This window comes from Novosphingobium percolationis (genome assembly GCF_020179425.1).
Lineage (GTDB): Bacteria > Pseudomonadota > Alphaproteobacteria > Sphingomonadales > Sphingomonadaceae > Novosphingobium > Novosphingobium percolationis.
In genome coordinates this window covers 37816-60744 of record NZ_JAILYM010000006.1, presented here as the reverse complement: position 1 = coordinate 60744, position 22929 = coordinate 37816, and the positions used below count along the sequence as shown (strand labels likewise).

Here is a 22929-nt window from a genome sequence, read left to right as displayed (position 1 = left end):
TCCATGGGGGCTGTCCCTGCCCGGATCGCACTGGTCTCAGTGAGGTACGGAACATATGGCTCCCACCTGACGTCGAGGCGTCGGTGGATTTTCCGAGCAAACGACCCATGGTGGTCCCGTCACCCACCCTTCCCCAGCCCGAGCGGAGACTGAACGCGTGGAGAGCAAGGCCGCCCTTCGCAAGGAGTTGCGCGCCGCGCGCCGCGCCCACGTCGCCGCGCTCGATCCGCGCGTGAAGGCGCTGCTGTTCCTGCGCCCGCCCGCGCCGCTGCTGCATCTGGTGCCCGATGGCGCGACCATCGGCCTCTATGTCGCCATGCCCGAGGAAGCGCCTGCGCTGTCCTACGCGCGCTTCTTCCACGAGGCAGGCCATCCGGTGGCGCTGCCGTGGTTCGAAACCCGCGACACGCCGATGACCTTCCGCCGCTGGGCCTCGCCGCACGTCGAAGAGCTGCTCGAACCCGGCGCCTATGGCATGGCGCAACCCATGGCCGAGGCCGAGGAAGTGGTGCCCGACCTGCTTTTCGTGCCCCTTGTCGGCTTCACCGCTAGCGGGCAGCGACTGGGGCAAGGTGGCGGCCACTATGACCGCTGGCTGGCGGCGCACAGCCACGTCCCCGCGATCGGCCTTGCGTGGGACGCGCAACTGGTCGACAGCCTGCCCGCAGAGCCGCACGACCATCCTTTACGCGCCGTGGTCACGCCGACGCGGCTCTATGGACCCTGGGACGTTTGAACATGACCGACATCAAGTCCGCCAAGCCGACCTGGCGCAAGCCCGTGGGCATCCTGGCGCTGTTCGCCGGGCTGATGGTCTATGCGCTGGGCGTGGCCGCGCTTTCGGGCTGGATCGGGCAGTTGCACGTGCTGTTGCAGACGCTGGTCTACATCGTGCTGGGCGTGGTGTGGCTGCTGCCCCTGCGCCGCTTCCTGATCTGGATGGAAACGGGCCGATGGTCGGCCTGAGGGCGTAGCGCTGGGCCGCGGCCCAGCCCGCAGGCGGATAGGCTGGCCGGACAGAACGCCCCAAACGAAAAAGGCGCCCCGAAGGGCGCCTTTTCTTTTTCAACGATGGCGCGAGTGACGGGGCTCGAACCCGCGACCTCCGGCGTGACAGGCCGGCACTCTAACCAACTGAGCTACACCCGCTCACCGTTAAAATTCCCAAAGCGAATGGCGCGAGTGACGGGGCTCGAACCCGCGACCTCCGGCGTGACAGGCCGGCACTCTAACCAACTGAGCTACACCCGCGTTTCCGCTTGGGAGCCGCGCCACTATGCCAGCGCAGCGCGCCTGTCAACAAAGTGTCGCGACAATTTTTCCACCTCTTCCACAGCCCTCAATCGGCCAGCAAAAGCACCGGCGTTTCGATCAGTTTCTTCACGGCCTGCACGAAGCTCGCCGCATCCCAGCCATCGACCACGCGGTGGTCGCAGCTTATCGAGATGTTCATCAGCTTGCGCTTCTCGATGCGTTCGCCGCCCATGCCATCGGGCACGAACATCGGGCGTTCGATGATCCGATTGGGGCCGATGATCGCGACTTCGGGGCGGTTGATGACCGGCGTGGTGGCGACGCCCCCCAGTGGCCCCAGCGATGTAACCGTCAGGGTCGAACCCGACAGTTCCTCCGACTTGGCGGTGCCGTTGCGTGCGGCATCGGCCAGCCGCCCGATCTCGCGCGCGAGCTGCCACAGGTTCAGCGCTTGCGCATTGCGGATCACCGGCACCATCAGCCCGGCGGGCGTCTGCGCCGCAATCCCCATATGCACCGCGCCGAACCGCGTCACCACGCCCGCCTCGTCGTCATAACGCGCGTTGAGCATGGGGAACTGCGGCAACAGGCGACAGAACGCGGCTATCAGCAGCGGCAGCATCGTCAGCCGAGGCTTGTCGCCCCGGCTGGCATTGAGCTGTTCGCGCATGGCTTCGAGCGCGGTCACGTCGCATTCCTCGACATAGGAGAAGTGCGGGATGTTGCGCTTGGACGCGGCCATGTTCTCGGCGATGCGGCGGCGCAGGCCGATTACCTTGATCGTCTCGTCACCGCGCTTCGCCCCCGCCGTGCGATAACCGCCGCTGGCGTTGTAGGCGAGGAACTGGTCGAGATCGGCGTGACGGATGCGCCCTTCCTCGGACGGGCGCACTTCGGAAAGGTCGATGCCCAGATCCTGCGCGCGCTGGCGCACGGCGGGGCTGGCGAGCACCTTGGTCCCGCCCGCCGTCCGCACCGGCGCGGGCGCAGCCTTGGCGGCGGGAGCGGGTGCCGGAGCCGCTACGGGAACCGGGGCGGGCGCAGGCGCTGGTTCTACCGCAACCGCAGGCGTCTCCGCCTCGATCCGCTCCTCGATCACCTCGGCCTTAGGTGCTGGCGCGGGCGCGGCTTGCTCCGCCTCCCCTTCCCCTTCGGTCTCGATCACCACCAGCGGCGATCCGATCGCGACCACGTCGCCAACCTCGCCCGCGACCGAGATGATCCGGCCCGTGACCGGGCTTTCCATCTCGACCGTGGCCTTGTCGGTCATCATGTCGGCGATGCGGCCGTCTTCCTCGACCATATCGCCGACCTTGACGTGCCAGGCGACGATCTCGGCCTCGGCGATGCCTTCGCCGATGTCCGGCAGGCGGAATGTGAACTTGCCCATGGCGCTCAAGCCTTCATCAAGCGGTCGATGGCCTCGCCAATGCGGACAGGCCCCGGAAAATATGCCCATTCGAGACTGTGCGGATAGGGCGTATCGAAGCCCGTCACGCGCTCGATCGGCGCTTCGAGGTGGTAGAAGCAGCGCTCCTGCACCAATGCGGAAAGTTCGGCGCCGAAGCCACCCGTGCGCGTCGCCTCGTGGACGATCAGGCACTTGCCGGTCTTTTCGACCGAAGCCTCGATCGCCTCGATGTCGAGCGGCACCAGCGTGCGCAGGTCGATGATTTCGGCATCGACGCCCTTTTCGGCGCAGACCGCCGCGGCCACGTGCACCATCGTGCCATAGGCCAGCACGGTGAGCGCCTGCCCCTCGCGCACGGTGCGCGCCTTGCCCAAGGGGATGGAATAATAGCCCTCGGGCACGACGCTGTCGGGGTGCTTTGCCCACGGCTCGACCGGCTTGTCGTAATAGCCGTTGAACGGGCCATTGTAGATGCGCTTCGGCTCGAAGAAGATCACCGGATCGTTATCCTCGATCGCGGCGATTAGCAGGCCCTTGGCGTCGTGCGGGGTGCTGGGCACCACCGTCTTCAGCCCGGCGACGTGCGTGAACAGCGCCTCGGGGCTCTGGCTGTGCGTCTGCCCGCCGAAGATGCCGCCACCGAAGGGCGAACGCACCGTCATCGGCGCGATGAACTCGCCCGCCGAGCGATAGCGCAGCCGCGCCGCTTCAGAAACCAGCTGGTCGAGCCCCGGATAGATATAGTCGGCGAACTGGATCTCGGGCACCGGGCGCAGGCCATAGGCGCCCATGCCCACCGCCACGCCGATGATGCCGCATTCCGAGATCGGCGTATCGAACACGCGCGTCTTGCCATACTTCTTCTGCAGGCCCGCCGTCGCGCGGAACACGCCGCCGAAATAGCCGACGTCCTCGCCCATCACGACGACATTGGAATCGCGCTCCATCATGATGTCGAGCGCGTCGTTGATCGCCTCGATCATGTTGAGGCGACGGGTGGGCGCGTCAGCGAGACTGACCGGGGATTCCTCGATCATGCTCACGACTCCTTCCATGAGTCAGACCATTCTGGCCACTTGATCCGCCGCTCACGGATCGCCTGTTCGCTCTGTTCCTTGAGGTGCCAGGGCAGTTCCTCGAACACGTCCTCGAACATGGTGTGGAACGGGTGGTGCAGGCCATGGCCCAGCACGCCGTTCTTTTCTGCTTCCTTGGTCGCGGCCTTGACCTGCTCCATCAGCTCGCGGTCCATCGCCTCGTGCTGGTCTTCGGACCATTCGCCGATCGCGATCAGGTGCTTCTTCAGGCGGTTAATCGGATCGCCCAGCGGCCACTCCTCGCGCTCGTGCGCGGAGCGGTACTGGCCCGGATCGTCCGAGGTCGAATGCCCCTCGGCGCGATAGGTGAAGTGCTCGATCAGCGTCGGCCCGCCATTGGCGCGCGCGCGGTTGGCGGCCCACTGTGTCGCGGCAAAGACTGCCAGCGGATCGTTGCCGTCCACGCGCAGCCCGGCCATGCCATAGCCGATGGCGCGCGCGGCAAAGGTCGTGCGCTCGGCCCCGGCGAAGCCCGAAAAGCTCGAGATCGCCCACTGGTTGTTGACGACGTTGAAGATGACCGGCGCGTTGTAGACGGTGGCGAAGGTCATCGCCGAATGGAAGTCGCCCTCGGCGGTCGAGCCTTCGCCGACCCAGGTCGCAGCGATGCGGGTGTCGCCCTTGATAGCGCTCGCCATCGCCCAGCCCACCGCCTGCGGGTACTGCGTGGCCAAGTTTCCGCTGATCGTGAAGAAGCTCGCTTCCCGCGCCGAATACATGATCGGCAACTGGCGGCCCTTCAGCTTGTCGGCGCGGTTCGAATAGATCTGGTTGATCATCTCGACCATCGGGTAGCCGCGCGCGATCAGGATTCCCTGCTGGCGATAGCTGGGGAACACCATGTCGTCCCCGGCAAGCGCCATCGCTGGCGCGACCGAGGTCGCCTCTTCGCCCGTGCACTTCATGTAGAAGCTGGTCTTGCCCTGCCGCTGGCCGCGATACATGCGATCGTCGAAAGCGCGGGTCAGCGCCATCGTGCGCAGCATCCGGCGCAGAGTCTCGGCATCGAGCCGGGGATCCCATGGCCCATGCGCCCGGTCGTCCTCGCCCAGCACGCGGACAAGATCGAGGCACAGCGGGTGCATCTCTACCGCCGCGCAACTCTCGTCAGGGCGCGGCTGCGCGCCCGCCAGGGGCACGGCGATGTGCGAATAATCCACGGCATCGCCGGGCCGGAACTTCGGCTCGGGCACGTGGAGCGAAAGGGGCGGCAGGTTGCCGTTTGCCTTCGCGGTCATGCTGCGCAAATCCGCATATCTGGACTCTCCCGCGAACCGAACGCACGAGAAGGAGTCTCGCGCCGACATTCGCAAAATTTTAGCGTCGTGTTATTTTATTTCTCGACGCTTTCCGAGTCAATCAGCGTTCCGCACTACACGGCCACAGGGGCAACCAAGGCTTTCTGCGGTTCATAGCCATGTACGACGAAGTCACCGATCGCGTAGTCAAAGATCGATTGAGGGCGCCGAATCAGTTCCAGCCGCGGCTCGCCCGAAGGCGCGCGCACCAGTTGCTGCTCCACCAGATCGGCGTGGTTGAGGTAGAGGTGCGTGTCGCCGCCCATCCACACCAGTTCGCCGGGTTCGAGATCGCATTGCTGCGCGAGCATCCTGATGAACAGCGCCGCACCCCACAGGTTGAACGGCAGCCCCAGCGCTACGTCGCAGCTGCGCTGGTAGAGCAGCCCGTTGAGGCGATTGCCCGCGACGTGGAACTGGTAGGTCTTGTGGCAGGGCGGCAGCGCCATCGCGTCGAGTTCGGCCACGTTCCAGCCTTCGACGATATGGCGACGGCTGCCGGGGTTACGGCGCAGGCTTTCGACCACCTGCGCCACCTGGTTCACACCCTGCGGACGCTGGCGGAACAGACCATCCCCTGCGGGTTCGTAGACGGGCCAGTCGACCCACTGCTTGCCGTAGACCGGCCCCAGATCGCCCCAGCGCGCGGCGAAGTCCGCGTCCTCCACGATCCTGCGCGAGAAGTCGGCCCGCTCGATCGGATCGCCGGTCTCGCGGCGATAGTGGTCGAGCGGCCAGTCGGTCCAGATCTCCACGCCTTGGGCGCACAACGCGCGGATGTTGGTGTCGCCGGTCAGGAACCACAGGAACTCGCGCGTCGCGGTCTTCCAGTAGACGCGCTTGGTGGTCAGCAGCGGCATGCGGCCATCGGACAGGTCGTAACGCAATTGCGCCCCGAACACCGCGCGTGTGCCAACGCCGGTGCGGTCGACGCGCTCGTCGCCATGCTCCCAGATGCGACGCATCAGGTCGAGGTACTGCCACTCGGGGTGAGCGGGATGGTCGCGGGAATCGGAAGAAGAAGGGCCGGGCATGATGCGGCCGACGCTACCCGCCCAGCGCTTCCGGCGCAAAGGGCGATAGGGAAAGATCCCTAATTCGGGACTCGCAAGGCGGCAATCGGGCCGTGCCTACCTTGCAGAACATGGCAGTAGATCGACCGCAATCCGCGAAGGGGCTTCGCTTTCTAGTCGCCTTTCAGGCGGCGCTGGCGGCCATCGTCCTGGTCGGGGCGCTCGCCTATCCCCAGGCCGGCGCAACCGCTCTCGCAATTCCGATCGACACACCCGCATCGACAGGTGGCCTTGGCTGGCTCGACGATGCCCAGATCGTCGGCACCGCAGGACCCCGCTCCCACCTGCTGGTGCGCGCAGGGTCCAACAGCACCGCCTTGGCGGCGCTGGCGAGCGGCTGGCTGCTGCTGCACGTCCCCATGTCTCTTTGCGGCAAGAGCCGCCCTCGAAGGACCTGAATACGATGGAAGACCTCGCCAACCTCCGACTGCGCGGCGTCTGGGCGCTGTGCGCGATCTGCTGGCTGTGCACCGCGCTCGCCACACTGCGCGGGCTGACCGGCGGCGGAATGCTGCCCGCCGTTCTCGCGCTCGCCCTCTCGATCGGCCCGACGATCCTCGCCCGCGCGGGCCGCGCCGATGCCTCGGCGCGCCTCGTGCTGGGCTTCACCATCCCGCTCTACCCCGCGCTGTTCCTCGCCCAGTGGCAGGGCACCGACTGGATCCTTGACCAGCACATGGTGTTCTTCGCGGCGATCGCAACGCTGGCGGTGCTGGCCGACTGGCGCCCGATCGTGCTGGCCGCCGCCGTTACCGCGGTGCACCACCTCGTTACAAACTTCATCGCGCCGAATCTGGTGTTCGTGGGCGGATCCAACTTCGGGCGCGTGGCGTTTCACGCCGTGGTCGTGGTCGTCGAAACCGCCGTACTCTCGTTCCTGGCGCACCAGCTCGAACAGCTTGTCGTCAATCAGGCCGAAGCGCGCGCCGCACAGGCCACAAGCGAAGCCGCCGCCGCCGCCGAACGCGCGCGCCATGCCGCAGAGCAAGCCAGCGTGATCGATGCGCTCGGCATCCGGCTCAAGGCGCTGGCCGAAGGCAATCTTGCCGCACGGATCGATACACCCTTCCCGCCCAGCTACGAATCGCTGCGCGCCACGCTCAACGCCGCCACCGCCGATCTCAACCAGCTGGTGCGCGCGGTGGACAATTCGGCCCGCCAGATCACCACAGGCGCATCGGAAGTGCGCGTCGCCTCCGACGATCTCGCGCGCCGTACCGAACAGCAGGCAAGCGAACTGGAAGCCAACAGCTCGGCCACGCAGCGCCTGACGAGCGAGATCGAAAGCACGGCCCAGCGCGCAGGCGCGGTCAGCCAGTCGATCGGGCGCGCGCAAGGCGATGCGGTTGCGGGCGGCGAAGTGGTCGACCGAGCGATCACCGCAATGAACGCCATCGAACAGTCCGCGACCGAAATTTCGCAGATCACCTCGCTGATCGACGGCATCGCCTTCCAGACCAACCTTCTGGCGCTGAATGCCGGGGTCGAGGCGGCCCGCGCCGGCGATGCCGGCAAGGGCTTCGCCGTGGTAGCCACCGAAGTGCGCGCGCTTGCCCAGCGTTCGGCAGAGGCGGCGCAGACGATCAAGTCGCTGATCACCGCCTCGTCCGAACAGGTCGGCCAGGGCGTGTCGCTGGTGGGCGAGACGGGCACTGTGCTGCGCACGATCGTCGAGCAGGTCACCCGGATCAACAGCGCCATCGGCGAGATCGCTAACGACGCGCAAGTGCAGGCACGCGATCTCAACGATGTGAGCCTGTCCTTCGGCAAGATCGACCGGGTGACGCAACAGAATGCGGCCATGGTCGAGGAAAGCAACGCGGCGGCGCACAATCTTTCGCGCGAAGCCGATGTGCTGACGCGGCTCGTCTCGCGCTTCATGACCGTCGATTCGCCCGCCGCAGCGCGCGGAGTGGCCGACATGCTGCGCGCCGCATGAACAAGAATGGCGGAATCGCGCCACTTTTCAGGGCATGGGGGAAGCGTGACAAAATTTATGCGCTCCCCCGCTTGCGCCCCGCGAAACGCCCCCGTATAGGGCCCCCCTGCCTAGCAGCCGGGTGACCGGCAGCGGATCGGTCGGGGAATAGCTCAGCCTGGTAGAGCACTGTCTTCGGGAGGCAGGGGCCGGAGGTTCGAATCCTCTTTCCCCGACCACATCCACCTTTGAAATCAGCGAATTTCACCCCTTAGGGGGACCGGCTCCCCAATGGGCACTTCCTCCCATCGGCGAATTCAAAACCTGCGCAGCTGCATCCGGCGCAATTACCGGACAAGGCCCACAACTTGTCGCTCAATCGCTCGCCGCACCGCAGCAAAAGACTTGATCTCAGTGGTTTTACTGACGACAAGGCACCGCCCCCGGCGCGTGGTGGTTTGCAAGGGTTAGCCTATCGTGAGCGACTTCAATCCCGCCCGCTCCCACATCCCCAGCTTGGACGGAATCCGTGCGCTGGCGATCCTGTTCGTTATCGTTGTCCACGCGTTCTATCGAGGTCCGGCATCGGGCCTGACGGGTATCGGTGCGCAAGTGATCATGGCCGGGTGGTCGGGTGTCGACCTGTTCTTCGTGCTATCAGGCTTTCTGATCACCAGCATCCTGTTGGAAGCCAAAGGAAAGCCAGGATATTTCCGCGACTTTTACGTCAAGCGGTTTGGACGCATCTTCCCGCTCTATTATACCATCCTGATCGCATTCGCCCTACTTGGCATGATCAACGTGCCCAAGGTGAACGTGATGGTTGAAAACTACCTCGACCACTGGTGGGCTTATTTCCTCTTCATCAGCAACCTTGGCGATCTTTTCGGGTGGAACCTGAACAACCCCATGGGGCCGGCCTGGTCGCTCGCGGTCGAAGAGCAATACTATCTCGTCTGGCCGGCGCTCGTTTTCGCCCTGAGCCAACGGGCATTGAAGATCACCGCGCCTGTCCTGCTCATCGCTTTTGCGGTGCTGCGCTTTATCCTTGTGGGACAGATCACGCCTTCAGCAGTCTATCACTTTACCCTTACCCATGCTGACGGCATTCTTACCGGCTCGATCATCGCGCTGTACCGAGACGATATTGCGCGGAACGTTAGATGGGCCGGTCCGATCCTGGCGGTTCTGACTGTCATGCTGCTTGCCGTCTTCGTGACTGCGGGCACGGTTCACTACGAGAACCCGGTCGTGCAGCGCTTCGGGTATCTTCCCATCGCACTGTTCTATGGGACCTTCCTCGTTCTGGGGATTGCCAACCGCAATCTCGCGCAAGCCCTCTCCATCAGGCCTTTGCGCGTGATAGGAAAATACAGCTACTGCATCTATCTCATCCACTGGCCGCTGCTGATCGTCGCAGACCAGTTGCCGCTGCCGATAGGGCTGGTAGCATGGATAGTGTTCGTGGCGCTGTTCACGGCGCTTGTGACGGGGATCGCTTCGGTAAGCTGGACCATTCTAGAGAAGCCAGCAGCGGCAATGGTTCGTCGACTCGGGCTGCAGCGACGCGAGTTGCTGCAAACTTCGGCTGCTCCGGCGGCAAGTCAGTGATGCTACCCTTTCCGCCAACACGAGTTTGCTGCCGATGAACGGTTCCAGCATCATCGCGACACCCCCTGCCGGAGCGGGAAACCCGGCCCGCCGCCAGAGTCAGGCTCCCATTCCGTTGCGCAAGGCCACGCAGAGCGAGAGTCGGCTGCTGTTCTTCTTCGGGCTGTTGATCAGCGCTTGGATGTTCGATTTCCGCGCCGCGCCCGGCAGCGCCGTGGCGGTGTTGCCGCAAATCTACCTTGGGCTCTATGTGGTCGCCTTCGGGTTGTTCTTCGTGCTGGATCGCGATGAACGGACGCCCGTTCCCGGGTTGACGCAGTTTCTGGCGGCGGTGGCGCTGTTCCTGCTCGTCGGACTTTCGACGGGGCTGTTCAAGGGCCAGCAGATCGGTGCGATGCTGTCGATTGCCACGCCGTCGCTGATCTACATGTCTATCGCCTATGCCACAGCACGAGCTGTTCTTACCTTGAATTCTCTGGCCTTGCGCAAGATGCTTGCACTGCTGTGCATCGGATACGTCATCGGTGGGGTCGCCATACAGCGCCTGATCGGCGGCACTCTCGACTTTGAGACAGTCCGGTACCAGATCCTCAGTGGCGCTACCCTTCCGGCGCTCGGCTACCTCGAATGCCTGCTTCTGTTCGGCCTTATGCTAACCGAGTGGGGTGCCCTGATCGGCGGGGTCACCGTGGTCTTTCTCTCCGTGACCAGAACGTTCCTGATCGCCGGTGCCGTGCAAGCGTCCAGCCTGCTGCCCGGTGCAACGCGGCTGGTGAGCCCGCGCTTGCTGCTGCTGATGTTAGCGGCGGTGATTTTCGTGATCGGCCTTTCGCAGTATGGTGCGTTCGGCCTGGACCGATGGACCGACCGCCTGTTCAATATCAAGACCAGCAGCGGCGAGGACGTGACGCTCTACACGCGCGAGAGCGAATGGAACTACATGGCGAGCGCCTTCGCACAAGGTGGCCGCACAATCCTGTTCGGCAACGGACTGGCTGCAGAGACGGTCTTCTATATGCCGCGCGAAATCGGTGGCGGTTCAAGCCGCTCCATCGGCTTTGGCCACAACGAGCACCTCAGCATCCTGTTCATTGGCGGCCTTGTTGGCGGCGGGCTGCTGCTATTCATGCAATTCCTCCAGGCGTTACAGTCCTTCCGGCTGCTGGCGCGGCTGGCTCGGCTGCGTGAACAGCACTCTGACACGCTGTTTCTGGCTGCTTGGGGGGCGGTGATCATCATCGGCGTCCTTACGACGACGTTCTTCTCTTCAACGCTCAACAACCGTGGCTGGTCGTTGTGGTACGGCGTCGGGACCGGGCTCTTTCTTGGCGCACGGGCGCGGTATCTGCGAGACGCGGGGTTGACGGCAGTGCCTGCCGAGCTGGCTGAGAGGACGCGCAAGACGGCCGATCGAGGCGCGCTCCCCCCCGCTGTCGCGCACCGCCGCAGCCTGTTGGAGGCAACAGGAGATGCATCGCAGGTTGGACCAGCTCGACAGCCCGCAGCCTCAACGCCCCCCCGCGCGCTGCCATCGCGGCTGCCACCAGCGGTGCAGCGGCGGCGGGCCTTGCTGGCAGGGGAAGGGCCGCAGTCGACCTGAGTACGACTTCTGCCACCGGCATTGGAAAACCGCCCCGCATGGGTGGCTTTTTCGGTTGTGGATCAGCTAGTTCGGAACCTTTGGCGGGCCTTGCGCACTGTCTGTCGCGAAAGGCGCTTCATCTGCGCCGACGGAACAGGAGACCCGCCGTGCCCACAACCCCTACCTATTCGGATGCGATCGCGTTGCTGAAGGCCGACCATCGCAAGGTCGAGGATCTGTTCGAGAAGTTCGAAAACGCCAGCGAAGCAAAGCGGCCGGACATCGCGCACCAGATCTGCAACGAACTGAAAATCCACACGATCATCGAGGAAGAGATCTTCTACCCCGCGCTCAAGGGCAAGATCGAGCAAGAGACGTGGACCGAAGCCTATGTCGAGCATGATGGCGCCAAGGTGCTGATCAACGACATCGTGGCGACCGACCCCGAGGACGATTTCTTCGACGCCAAGGTCAAGGTGCTGTCCGAGGAGATCAAGCACCACGTCCACGAGGAAGAGGCACGTTCCGAAGGCATGTTCGCGCAGGCCCGTGCCGCTGGGGTGGACCTCGTTTCGCTGCGCGATCAGATGCTTGCACGCAAGACTGAACTTATGGCGCAGGCCAAGGCGGGCGAGCTTCCCCCGGCGCAGGTCAGTGTGGTGAGCCTGCCCGCGTGAGGTGACGTGAACGACACTTGACGTCGTCCAAGCACAACCAAGGGCGTGTCAGCCGCCACGCAGCAGCTGCACGCCCCAATCGCGTTCGAACAGGTAGAGCAGCACCCGCGCCGCCTCTCCCCGTGGGGACGAAAGGCCGCCGTCGCGCTCCATCAGCAGGCGGGCATCGTCGTGCGCGAGGGGCAGCAGGCGGGCGATCTGTTCGAAGTCGGCGACGCGGAAGGGCGTGTCGCCCGACTGGCGCGTGCCCAGCAGTTCGCCCCCTCCGCGCAGGCGCAGGTCTTCCTCGGCGAGTTGGAAACCGTCCTGCGTTTCGCGCATCAAGGCCAACCGTTCGCGCCCGACTTCGGAGAGCGCATCACCGCGCAGGAGGAGGCAGGTCGATTTCTGGCTGCCGCGCCCGACGCGGCCGCGCAACTGGTGGAGCTGGGCGAGGCCGAAGCGTTCGGCCTGTTCGATCACCATCAGCGTGGCGTTGGGCACATCGACTCCGACTTCGATCACCGTCGTCGCCACCAGCAGCTTTGCCTCGCCGCTGGCGAAGCGTTCCATCGCGGCGTCCTTGGCCTCAGGCCGCAACTGGCCGTGGACGAGGACGACGGTGTCGCCAAAGCGCTCCTTCAGCATGGCGTGGCGGGCTTCGGCGGCGGCGAGGTCCTCGGTTTCCTGTTCGCGCACCATCGGGCACACCCAATAGGCCTGCGCGCCAGAGGCGATGTGGCGTCCGATGCCTTCGATCACGTCGGCCAACCGTTCCTGCGCGACGACGCGGGTGTCGATCGCCTGTCGCCCGGGGGGCATCTCGTCGAGCCGCGAGACGTCCATTTCGCCGTACTGCGCCAGCGTCAGCGTGCGCGGGATGGGCGTGGCGGTCATGGCGAGGCAATGCGGCGTGCGGCGCGCCTTCTGCGTGAGCATCAACCGCTGGCCAACGCCGAAGCGGTGCTGTTCGTCGATCACCACGAGGCCGAGATTGCGGTAGGCGACGGCATCCTGGAAGATCGCGTGGGTGCCGACGCAGATGTTGATGGAACCATCGAGCAGCCCCATCAGGATCGATTCGCGCGCCCGGCCCTTGTCCCGCCCGGTGAAAAGCTGGACGGTCACGCCCGTGCCCGCCACCATCCGCGTCAGCGTTTCGGCGTGCTGGCGCGCGAGGATTTCGGTGGGCGCGAGCAAGGCCGCCTGCGCGCCCGCTTCCACCGCGATCAGCATGGCGTGGAGCGCGACCGCCGTTTTCCCTGAGCCGACGTCGCCTTGAAGCAGGCGGAGCATCGGCGCGCCTTGCGCGATGTCACCCTCGATCTCGGCAATGGAGCGGGCCTGTGCGCCGGTCAGCGCGAAGGGCAGCTTGAGCTTTGCCCGCAAGTGGCCGTCGCCCACCAGCGGCGTGCCGCTGCGCTGGCGGTTGGAGGCGCGCACCAGCATGAGCGCGAGCGCGTTGGCCAGCAGTTCGTCATAGGCCAGCCGGTCGCGCGCGAGCGGATGCTGGCCCTTGTGCGCTTCGAGCAGCGCATCCTTCCACGCGGGCCAGCCCGTCTTGGCAAGCAGGCCCGGCTCGACCCATTCCGGCAGGTCGGGCAGGTGGGCGAGCGCCTGATGCACCAGCGCCTGGATGCGTCCCTGCGTGAGCCCTTCTGACAGCGGATAAACCGGCTCGTTGAGCTGGCCCATCAGCGCGGCCCCATCCTCTGCCACGTGGTCGGGATGGACGATCTGGAGGAACTGACCGAACTGGTCGAGCCTGCCCGCCACCCAGCGTTTCTCGCCCACCGGCAGGAGCTTCTTCGCGCTGTAGGAGGCCCGGCCGAAATAGATCAGCGCGACGACGGTGCCGTCCACGTCTTCGGCCAGAATGCGATAGGGCCCTCGTCCGGCGGCGCTGCGGTGTTCACGCACGGTAAGCGCGACGACAATCTGTTCGCCCACGCTCGCCTCGTCGAGATTCGCGACCGCACGCCGCGTGACGAAGCGGTCCGGCAGGTGGTATGCAAGATCACGGACTCGGCTCAGCCCGAGCTTTTCGAGCGGACGGGCAACCCCCGGCCCGACGCCCTTGAGGCTGCCGACATCGGCGAACAACGGGTTGAGCATATCCGGGCGCATGGCGCGGACATAAGCGGCTGCGGGCGAAATCGCCACAGCCTGTGCCCGATTTGACGCAGCGCATGGAAAGACGGCGGTCGATGCGCTTGGCTCGTCGCCGAAAACAGGAAGAGGAGATCCCCAATGCTGCTTCCCCATGGCGCCGTAATCGCCCTTGTCGATGGCGAAGAATGGACCCTGCTGCGCAACGCCGGCAACGAAGCCGCACCGGATCTCGTCGACCTGCCAAAGCCGCACCTTGACGAAAGCAACCATTCGGGTGGCGGCGGGCGTCATCGCACCACGGCCAGCGATCCGTCACCGCGCCAGATGCACGAAGATGCGCACGCATCCGCAGTGGCCGAATGGCTCAACCGGCAGGTGGCAGGACACAAGATCGAGCACCTTGTCGTGATCGCGCCGCCGCGCACGCTGGGCGAATTGCGCCACCACTATACCAAGCCGGTCAGCCAGGCGCTGATCGGGGAGGTGGCCAAGGAACTGATCGGCCGTCAGCCTGACGAGGTGCTGGCCGCGCTGCAAGCGAAGTAACGCGTTACGCGGACCTCGGAACGGGGGGAACGCGAGCATCCCGGCGGCGGGGGAAGGACGGCCGCCGGGATGCGCCCTGCCGTGAGCATGGTCTGAACCGTGCCGGAGCGCGCCTTCACGGGAATTTCTTCGCGGGTACGGGGTGAAGCTGCCCCTCCATCCCCTTGAGTCGTCGCGCGCGTTGGCCTAACCGCGCTGCATGATCGAGCCCGACCGTCTTCGCCGCCTCAAGTTCCGCGCCTGGCATCGGGGCACGCGTGAAGCCGACTACATGATCGGGTGCTTCTTCGACCGCTTCCATGCCGGATGGGACGAAGAACAGGTCGTCTGGTTCGAGACGCTGATCGAGGAAGAGGATGTCGATATCCTCGGCTGGGCGCTGGGCACCCTGTCCGTTCCGCAAGAGTATGCCGGACCGATGATGGACGCCATGTGCAAGCTCGATTACGTCGAGATCCCGCGCTGAAGCGGGAGCCATCCCCGAAGGCGAGCATTTTCTAGCCCATGTCCGACATCGCCCGCGTCCTTTCGGCCAAGTCCCCGCTCACACTAGCCTCGATCGCGCGGGGCGCACAGCCGCTGGTGCTGGCCGACCTGGCGCGCGCAGCAAAGGGCCGCGCGGTGTTCATCGCGCCCGACGACACCGCCGCGCGCGCGATCGTCGAGAGTGCGGCGTTCTTCGCGCCCGAGCTGGACGTGCTCGACTTCCCCGCGTGGGACTGCCTGCCCTTCGATCGCGCCAGCCCGGCCTTGTCGATCAGCGCCCGACGGCTGGCGGCCTTGCAGAAATTGCAGCACAAGCGCGACCGCCCGCAATTGCTGGTCACCACGATCAACGCGGTGCTGCAACGCGCGCTGACGCCGTTCCGTATCCGCGAATCGACGCGGCTGCTGACGCCGGGCGTGGAGATCGGGCGCGAGAGCCTGATCGCGCTGTTGCAGCGGCAGGGTTATACCCGCACCGATACCGTGGTCGACGCGGGCGAATATGCGGTGCGCGGGTCGATCTTCGACATCTTCCCAACCGGGCTCGACCACGGGCTGCGGCTCGATTTCTTCGGCGACGAGCTGGAAACGCTACGCCTGTTCGATCCCGCGACGCAGCGGTCGGTCCAGCCGGTCGAGACGCACCTGCTCATCCCGGCGAGCGAGGCGCTGCTCGACGAAGACAGCATCAAGCGCTTCCGCAGCCGCTATCGCGAGATGTTCGGCGCCAACGCCACGAGCGATCCGCTTTATCAGGCGGTGAGCGACGGGCGACGGCTTGCAGGCATGGAGCACTGGCTGCCGCTCTTCGAGGACCGGCTGGTCACGCTGTTCGATCACCTGGCCGACGACGACCTGGTGGTGATCGATGCGGGCGCGCTCAAGGCGGCCGAGACCCGGCTGACCGACATCGCCGACTACCATCAGGCGCGCATCGAGGGTGGGACCCGCGCGACCGGCACCTATCGCCCGCTGGCCGAAAACGCGCTCTACCTGACGCGCGACGAGTTCGACCGCGCGCTGGCCGGGTGGCCGGTGCATCGCGCCTCGATCTTCGCCGAGCCGGAATCGGCACAGACCATCGATTTCGGCTTCACCAGTAGCCGCGATTTCACGCCCGAACGCGCGCAGGGCGCGAACGTCTATGAAGCGGCGGCCAAGCATCTGGCGGCGCTGGGCACGCGGGGGCTCAAGCCGATCGTTGCTGCCTATACCACTGGCTCTCGCGCGCGTATCGCCTCGATCCTGGGTGATGCCGGCAAGGGCCCGCTGGCGCTGGCCGATACCTGGCAGGAGGCGCTGGGCCTTGCCGCCAAGGGCAAGCCCGTGGCGGTGGTGCTTCCGCTTGAACAGGGCTTCGCCAACGCCGGGCTGGAGCTGCTGACAGAGCAGGACATCCTTGGCGACCGGCTGGTGCGGCGCAAGAAGAAGCGCAAGGACGCCGACGCCTTCCTCGCCGAACTGTCGGCGCTCACCCCCGGCGATCTCGTGGTCCATATGGAGCACGGCATCGGGCGCTATCTGGGGCTTGAAGCCGTGGGCGTGGGCGACAGCCCGCACGATTGCGTGCAGCTGGAATACGCCGGCGGCGACAAGCTCTACATCCCGGTCGAAAACCTCGACGTGCTGTCGCGCTATGGCGCAGAAAACGACAACGTCGCGCTCGACAAGCTGGGCGGCGAGGCATGGCAGCGACGCAAGGCCCGGATGCGCGAGCGCATTCTGGAAATGGCGGGCCAGCTGATGATGACGGCGGCGCACCGCGCGCTGCGGCAGGCCGACGTGCTGCCGGTCGATCCGGCGAGCTTCGGCCCCTTCGTCGACCGCTTCCCGTGGGACGAAACCGAGGATCAGGAACGCGCGATCGAGGACGTGCTGTCCGACATGGCCGAGGGCAAGCCGATGGACAGGCTGGTGTGCGGCGATGTTGGTTTCGGCAAGACCGAGGTGGCGCTGCGCGCAGCTTTCGTGGCGGCGATGGCGGGCAAGCAGGTGGCGGTGATCGCGCCGACGACGCTACTGGCGCGCCAGCACTATTCGGGCTTCGTCGAACGCTTCAACGGCTTCCCACTCAACATCGGGCGGCTGTCGCGCCTCGTGCCCGCGAAGGAAGCGACCACGACCAAGGCGGGGCTGGCCGATGGGACAATGGACATCGTCGTCGGCACGCACGCGCTGCTGTCGAAGTCGATCGAGTTCAAGCGACTGGGCCTCGTCATCGTCGACGAGGAGCAGCGGTTCGGCGTCACGCACAAGGAAAAGCTCAAGGAACTGAAGGCCGACGTCCACGTCCTGACGCTGACCGCGACGCCGATACCGCGCACGCTGCAGATGGCGATGTCGGGCCTGCGCGAACTGTCCACAATCCAGACCCCGCCGGTCGACCGCCTCGCCGTGCGGACCTACGTGATGCCGTGGGACGACGTGGTGATGCGCGAGGCGCTGATGCGCGAGCACCAGCGCGGCGGGCAGAGCTTCATCGTGGTGCCGCGCATCGCCGATATGCCCGAGCTGGAGGAATGGCTGCGGCTGAACGTGCCCGAAGTGCGGTTCGTGACCGCACACGGCCAGATGACCCCGACCGAAGTCGAGGACCGCATGGGCGCGTTCTACGAAAAGAAGTACGAGGTGCTGCTTTCGACCACGATCGTGGAAAGCGGGATCGACATCCCCAGCGCGAACACCATCATCCTGCACCGCGCCGACCGCTTCGGCCTTGCCCAGCTCTACCAGCTGCGCGGGCGCGTGGGGCGCGGCAAGCTGCGCGCCTATGCCTACCTGACGTTCCCGGAAGATCAGGCGCTGTCGGAAATCGCGGAAAAGCGGCTGAAGGTACTGGGCGATCTCGATTCGCTGGGCGCGGGCTTCCAACTGGCGACGCACGATCTCGACTTGCGCGGCGCGGGCAACCTGCTGGGCGACGAACAGTCGGGCCACATCAAGGAAGTGGGCTTCGAACTCTACCAGTCGATGCTCGAAGACGCGATCCTGGCGGCCAAGGCGGGCGATCTTGCCGCGATGAAGGAGCGCGACACGCTGTCGCCCCAGATCACCGTCGATGCGCCAATCCTCATCCCCGAAGACTACGTGCCCGACCTGGCCGTGCGCATGGCGCTCTATCGCCGCATGAACGATGCCGAAGGCGCGGACGCGGTCGAGGCGCTGGCGGCCGAAATGATCGACCGCTTCGGCCCCCTGCCCGGCCCGACGCAGAACCTGCTGCGCCTGATCGAGATCAAGCGGCAGGCGATCGAGGCGCGCATTTCCAAGATCGACGTGGGCGCGAAGGGCGCTCTCGTCTCGTTCCACAACGACGACTTCCCCGATCCGCTGGGGCTGATCGCCTATGTCGAGCGGCTGAACGGCGTGGCCAAACTGCGGCCGGACAACAAGCTGGTGATCCAGCGCGCGTGGGGCAACCCGGAAAGCCGGTTGAACGGGCTGGTGCAGCTGACCAAGGGCCTGTCTGCCATTGCACGAAGGGCGGCGAAGAAGGCGGCCTGAGGCGGACTTCTCGCGCCATTGCGGTCATGCTGAACTTGTTTCAACATCGATCGTGCCGCTGCCACCAGCGGTGCGCGGGAAGACATGGACCTGAGCCGCAGGCCAGCGCAGCTAAACGAGTTCAGGGTGACGTTGGGCTGCGAGGGCCGGTCAGTGTACCGCGAATGCCGCTAAAGTTGGGGGCAGACGCTCCGGTCCTGCCCTACGCGCTCGCCAGTACGGCCATCTCTTCCGCTGACACCGGCCCCGCCCGCAGGAAGCCCTGGAAGGTGTCGCAGCCCTCGTCGCGCAGCACGCCGAGCTGGGCCTCCGTTTCCACCCCTTCGGCGATCACCTTCATGTCGAGCGCGCGAGCCATGGCGATCATGGCGGCCACGATGGCGCGGTCGCGGCGGTCGTGGGCGATGTCCTTGACCAGCGAACGGTCCAGCTTGAGCGCATCGAGCGGCAGCGCCTTCAACGCGCGGAAGTTAGAAAAGCCGGTGCCGAAATCGTCGAGCGCGATGCGCACGCCGTGGTCCGACAGATCGGCGATGGCGGTGGCGCAGTCCTCGAAATCGGCAATCAGCGTGCGCTCGGTGATTTCAAGGGTGAGACGATCGGCGGGAAAGTCGGCTTCCGCAATCAGGTCGCGCATGATCTGCGCGAAGCGGCCGAGCGCGAAGTCCTCCGCCGTGACGTTCAGCGAGAGTCGCACCGGCGCGGCCCAGTCGTGCGCCGCCTTCATTGCACGGCGCGCGACGTGTTCGGTCAGTTGCGTGACGAGATCGCCGCGCTCGGCCACGGCGAACAGCGTTTCGGCGCCGATCCGGCCATATCGGGGATGCTCCCAGCGCGCCAGCGCCTCAGCCCCGCACAGCGCGCCGGTACCGACATCGAACTGCGGCTGGAACAGCACCGCGATCTCGTCGCGATGGAGCGCCCCGATCAGATCGGCTTCCAGGCTGGCCGCGCTCTGCCCGCGCGCGGGATGGCTACCATCGGCCCACAGGATGCGGCGCGCGGTGCTGCGATGGAGCGCAATGCTCGCCTGGTCGAGCCGGTCGAGCAATTGCGCCCCGCCCTCGCCCGAAAGGCCCCGGATCAGGGCGGTGCGCGGTTGCAGGCGGATCGCCTCGCCATCGAGCGTCATGGGGCGGCTGATCGCCTGCCCCAGCGCTTCGGCCAGCCAGTGCCAGCGCGCACGGCTGATCGGAACCGGCGAGGCGAGCAGGAATTCGCTGCCGCCGCTGCGCGCGACGAGCGCGTCGGGCCCCAATTCCTCCAGCGCGAAATCGGCAATGCGCCGCGCGACTTCGACCAGCGCGCGGTCGCCGCCGTGCTTGCCATAGGCGAGGTTGACCGATTGCAGCCGTTGCAGGCTGACCTGCATCGCCTGGACGAAGCCCGCGCGCCCTGCGGCATCGAACCACGCACGCGCGCCAGCCGCGCCCGGCAATCCTGTCAGAACATCGCGTTCGGCTTCGGCAAGGGCCCGTTTCATCACCGAGGCCATAGGCCAAGCGCCCTGCGAAATCACCACCTCGCTGTTTAACCATTGCACCAGTTTGGCGCGGTCCATATCACCCCGTCAAACCGCGCAGCACGAGGATCACGCCACAATGTCCGACAGCCAGCGCCTGGCGCTGCTCGCCTCGCCCACCGACCGGGCGCAGGAAGCAGACGAAACATTGCGCCAATCGCATCCCTGGGTCCCGCTGGAGGAGGCCGACGCCGTGGTCGTACTGGGCGGCGATGGCTTCATGCTGCAAGTGCTGCACCAGATGCTGGAACAGGGGCCGATGAAGCCCGCGTTCGGGCTGAACCTGGGCACCGTCGGCTTCCTGATGAACAAGTACAAGTCGAGCCGCACAATCGCCGAGCGCGTGGCCAAGGCGCGCTCCATCGCGGTGGCCCCGCTGCGCATGGAAGCGACCACCAACACCGGCGAAGTCGCGACCTCTTGGGCGATCAACGAGGTCTCGCTGCTGCGCGAAACGCGCCAGACGGCGAAGCTGGAAGTCTCAGTCAACGGCAAGGTCCGCATCCCCGAGTTGGCCTGCGACGGCGTGCTGGTGGCAACGCCCGCGGGATCGACCGCGTACAACCTGTCGGCCAACGGTCCGATCCTGCCGCTGGGCTCGAACATGCTGGCGCTGACCCCGATCAGCCCGTTCCGCCCTCGCCGCTGGCGCGGCGCGATCCTGCCCGAAACTTACGAGATCGTGTTCCGCGCGCGCGAATCCGTGAAGCGTCCCGTACTGGTGGTGGCCGACCAGCGCGAAGTGCGAGACGTGAAGGAAGTGCGCGTGGTGGCCGAGCCCGAACACCGCCTGACGCTGCTGTTCGACCGCGGGCAGAGCCTGGAGGAACGCATTTTCGCCGAACAGTTCATGGTGTGAAAAAACATGGGACGAGGTGCTTGCCAAACCGGATTCGCCTGCTATTAGCGCGGTCCTGCCCCGGGCAACCGAGGCTGCTCCCTGATAGCTCAGCGGTAGAGTAGGTGACTGTTAATCACTTGGTCGTAGGTTCGAATCCTACTCAGGGAGCCAATTCTAAAAATGGGGGTTTTTTGCCCCCTTTTGGCGCTGGGCCGGAGCCACCAGTTTCGCCAATTTTTTCAAGAATTCCAAACGGTTCGCGGAAAGTGACGGTCAGCGCTCCACCCGCGAATGACGAGTTCGATAATATCAAATTCAGAGCCCGCCGCTTGGTCGCCAAGGGCTGATCCGCAAACTGGTTGTGGGCGGTCCTCGCGAAATCCAGCAGCGCCAGACCATCATCAATCAGGTCGTCCTCGGCGGCATGCAAGCTCTCCATATCTCGGAGCGTCCGATCCCGCTCTTCACGCCAGGTCGCTGAAACCCGGTCGTGGAATTCGACCGTGACACGCCCATCGATCTTGTCGAGGTAAAGAGTGTCCAATCGGTGCTGAAGGCGATCGGCCTCAGCCCGCAAGCGCTCAACCGATTCGTCGCGGTCGCGCCGCTCGTCTGCATGACTCTCACGGATGGCTCGCTCAATGAGCCGGAATGACGCATCATCCAACCGAAGCCGCCTGAGGACAGCTGCGAACTGCTCGTCGAGAGCCTCCTCCCGTACATACCGCTCAGGGCAGCGCCCCTTGAACCGTGAGCAGTGGTAGTAGATGTATCGGCCCTTCTTGATCTCGGCCGTGACCGCGCAACCGCAGTGACCACAGGTGATCAGTCCGGTGTAAGCGAATTGAAGCCGATTGCCGTGGACGTTGGAGATGCTCCGGCCATCCAGGATCTCCTGCACGTTGGACCAGGTGGCAAAGGTCGTCAGCGGCGTGTGCGAGCCCTTGTAGAGTTTGCCCAGCCATTCGAACGAGCCCGTGTAAATCCGGCTGCGCAGCATTGTATTGATCGTGCTCACGCCCACCGGTTTTCCGCTCTTGCGGTACCGGAGGCCAGCCCTGACGGCCAATTGGGTCACTTCCTTGAGCGAATATTGGCCGCTCTCGAACCATTCGAACACGCGGGTCACCAACGGACCGATATCCGGATCGATTGTAATGACCTTCTTGCCGAGCGGGCCCATCACATTCACATAGCCGAGGGGAGCGAAGGTCGGCCAAATCCCCTGCTCTGCCTTTTCGAGCATTCCCTTGCGGGTCTCCTCAGAGAGATTGTCGATATAGTTCTTGGCCATCAAAACCTTGATGCCATGCATGAACTTCTCCGATGATCTCGAATCCCGGGAGAGAACGACATTCTCCTTCACGAAATGGATCTCGATATCCAATCCGTCGACCGTCACCCAGTCCTTGAGGTTGCGGTAGAGCCTGTCGGTCTTCTCGACCAGAATCGTTCTGACGCTTGGATGGGATCTGATGTAGCGAAGCATTTCCTCGAATCCGGTACGACCGGCACGCTTCGCGGTCTCCACGTCAACATGTTCAGAGGCAATCGTTATGCCGTTCTGAGCCGCATACTCTCGCATCAACTTCTGCTGTGCCGGGATAGAAAATCCTTCCTTCTCCTGCTCGCTGGTCGATACTCTTGCGTACATGACGGCCTTATTGCGTTCTTGAATGATACGCTTTGCCTTCGGCTGTACGATCTTTGCGCGTGGTCTCGTCATATCAATTGCTCCTCCTTACCCCAATATACCATCCATCCTCCCGTTTTTGAAAGTCATCCGAAAAGTTCGATATGTGCATTACTTGGGGTTGTCTGATCTTCTTGCAGTTGACGACTCCCTCCACGATCCTATTGGCGACTGTCGAAAGCGGTGAAAAAATCCACGAAATCCCCCAGAAAGTTTCTCGCTTCATCGTCGCTGACAGGACGATCGAGGTGCTGTTCGAAATACGCTCTGGCGTCAGCGACTAGGGCGGTCGAGAACATCGCGCGCCTGGAAACCCGTCGCCTTC

General features: G+C 65.0%; 18 protein-coding genes and 4 tRNA genes. 13 read left to right on the top strand and 9 right to left on the bottom strand.

Features of this window, described 5'->3' with window-relative positions; translation table 11 throughout:
* The first annotated feature begins 157 nt into the window (after nt 1-157).
* Nucleotides 158-736, top strand: a complete 579-nt coding sequence (locus K3A84_RS15345; RefSeq protein WP_225010229.1) for a 5-formyltetrahydrofolate cyclo-ligase — start codon at nt 158-160, stop codon at nt 734-736.
* A 2-nt stretch (nt 737-738) separates the two neighbouring features.
* Nucleotides 739-966, top strand: coding sequence for a DUF2842 domain-containing protein (locus K3A84_RS15340; RefSeq protein WP_225010228.1), 228 nt, complete (start codon nt 739-741; stop codon nt 964-966).
* A gap of 106 nt (nt 967-1072) precedes the next feature.
* Here the strand turns inward: K3A84_RS15340 and K3A84_RS15335 are convergent.
* The 6 genes from K3A84_RS15335 to thyA form a co-directional block, all read right to left on the bottom strand.
* Nucleotides 1073-1149 (bottom strand) — tRNA-Asp (locus tag K3A84_RS15335).
* 25 nt (nt 1150-1174) lie between these two features.
* A tRNA-Asp gene (locus tag K3A84_RS15330) sits at nt 1175-1251 on the bottom strand.
* 88 nt (nt 1252-1339) lie between these two features.
* Nucleotides 1340-2644, bottom strand: coding sequence for a dihydrolipoamide acetyltransferase family protein (locus tag K3A84_RS15325; RefSeq protein ID WP_225010227.1), 1305 nt, complete (start codon nt 2642-2644; stop codon nt 1340-1342).
* A 5-nt stretch (nt 2645-2649) separates the two neighbouring features.
* The gene (locus K3A84_RS15320; protein ID WP_225010226.1) at nt 2650-3702 is read right to left on the bottom strand and encodes an alpha-ketoacid dehydrogenase subunit beta; all 1053 of its coding nucleotides are present in this window, start codon (nt 3700-3702) and stop codon (nt 2650-2652) included.
* 2 nt (nt 3703-3704) lie between these two features.
* Complete coding sequence (locus tag K3A84_RS15315; protein WP_225010225.1) at nt 3705-5000, bottom strand: 3-methyl-2-oxobutanoate dehydrogenase (2-methylpropanoyl-transferring) subunit alpha; 1296 nt, start codon at nt 4998-5000, stop codon at nt 3705-3707.
* Between the two features lie 134 nt (nt 5001-5134).
* On the bottom strand, nt 5135-6094 hold the full coding sequence (thyA, locus tag K3A84_RS15310; protein ID WP_225010224.1) for a thymidylate synthase: 960 nt from the start codon (nt 6092-6094) through the stop codon (nt 5135-5137).
* A gap of 110 nt (nt 6095-6204) precedes the next feature.
* Here thyA and K3A84_RS15305 point away from each other — a divergent pair, with 110 nt between their 5' ends.
* The 6 genes from K3A84_RS15305 to K3A84_RS15280 all read left to right on the top strand — a co-directional run bounded on the left by K3A84_RS15305 (nt 6205) and on the right by K3A84_RS15280 (nt 11921).
* Nucleotides 6205-6531 carry a hypothetical protein gene (locus tag K3A84_RS15305; RefSeq protein WP_225010223.1) on the top strand — a complete coding sequence of 109 codons (327 nt, stop codon included), beginning with the start codon at nt 6205-6207 and terminating at the stop codon, nt 6529-6531.
* Nucleotides 6532-6536: 5 nt separating this feature from the next.
* Complete coding sequence (locus K3A84_RS15300; protein ID WP_225010222.1) at nt 6537-8072, top strand: methyl-accepting chemotaxis protein; 1536 nt, start codon at nt 6537-6539, stop codon at nt 8070-8072.
* A gap of 141 nt (nt 8073-8213) precedes the next feature.
* Nucleotides 8214-8290, top strand: a tRNA-Pro gene (locus K3A84_RS15295).
* 238 nt (nt 8291-8528) lie between these two features.
* A complete protein-coding gene (locus K3A84_RS15290; protein ID WP_225010221.1) occupies nt 8529-9662 on the top strand; it encodes an acyltransferase family protein in 1134 nt (377 codons plus the stop codon).
* Between the two features lie 34 nt (nt 9663-9696).
* Complete coding sequence (locus K3A84_RS15285) at nt 9697-11262, top strand: hypothetical protein (RefSeq protein ID WP_225010220.1); 1566 nt, start codon at nt 9697-9699, stop codon at nt 11260-11262.
* Between the two features lie 149 nt (nt 11263-11411).
* A complete protein-coding gene (locus K3A84_RS15280) occupies nt 11412-11921 on the top strand; it encodes a hemerythrin domain-containing protein (protein ID WP_225010219.1) in 510 nt (169 codons plus the stop codon).
* 48 nt (nt 11922-11969) lie between these two features.
* Here K3A84_RS15280 and recG read toward each other — a convergent pair whose 3' ends face one another.
* Nucleotides 11970-14027, bottom strand: a complete 2058-nt coding sequence (gene recG / locus K3A84_RS15275) for an ATP-dependent DNA helicase RecG (protein WP_225010452.1) — start codon at nt 14025-14027, stop codon at nt 11970-11972.
* A 123-nt stretch (nt 14028-14150) separates the two neighbouring features.
* On the opposite strand from recG, the gene K3A84_RS15270 reads away from it, so the two are divergent.
* From K3A84_RS15270 to mfd, 3 genes are all read left to right on the top strand, one after another.
* Nucleotides 14151-14558 (top strand): host attachment family protein, encoded by a 408-nt coding sequence (locus K3A84_RS15270; RefSeq protein WP_225010218.1) that lies wholly within the window; start codon nt 14151-14153, stop codon nt 14556-14558.
* 199 nt (nt 14559-14757) lie between these two features.
* Entirely contained in the window at nt 14758-15024 is a 267-nt protein-coding gene (locus tag K3A84_RS15265) for an FAD assembly factor SdhE (RefSeq protein ID WP_225010217.1), read from the top strand.
* A 38-nt stretch (nt 15025-15062) separates the two neighbouring features.
* Entirely contained in the window at nt 15063-18548 is a 3486-nt protein-coding gene (gene mfd / locus K3A84_RS15260) for a transcription-repair coupling factor (protein WP_225010216.1), read from the top strand.
* Between the two features lie 202 nt (nt 18549-18750).
* Here mfd and K3A84_RS15255 read toward each other — a convergent pair whose 3' ends face one another.
* Complete coding sequence (locus K3A84_RS15255) at nt 18751-20031, bottom strand: GGDEF domain-containing phosphodiesterase (protein WP_225010215.1); 1281 nt, start codon at nt 20029-20031, stop codon at nt 18751-18753.
* A 118-nt stretch (nt 20032-20149) separates the two neighbouring features.
* On the opposite strand from K3A84_RS15255, the gene K3A84_RS15250 reads away from it, so the two are divergent.
* Together K3A84_RS15250 and K3A84_RS15245 are read left to right on the top strand one after the other, a co-directional pair.
* On the top strand, nt 20150-20929 hold the full coding sequence (locus K3A84_RS15250) for an NAD kinase (protein WP_225010214.1): 780 nt from the start codon (nt 20150-20152) through the stop codon (nt 20927-20929).
* 78 nt (nt 20930-21007) lie between these two features.
* A tRNA-Asn gene (locus tag K3A84_RS15245) sits at nt 21008-21082 on the top strand.
* On the opposite strand, the gene K3A84_RS15240 is transcribed toward K3A84_RS15245, so the two are convergent.
* Nucleotides 21072-22637: a recombinase family protein gene (locus K3A84_RS15240; RefSeq protein WP_225010213.1), complete on the bottom strand. Its 1566-nt coding sequence runs from the start codon at nt 22635-22637 to the stop codon at nt 21072-21074. The genes K3A84_RS15245 and K3A84_RS15240 overlap by 11 nt on opposite strands.
* Nucleotides 22638-22929 lie beyond the last annotated feature (292 nt).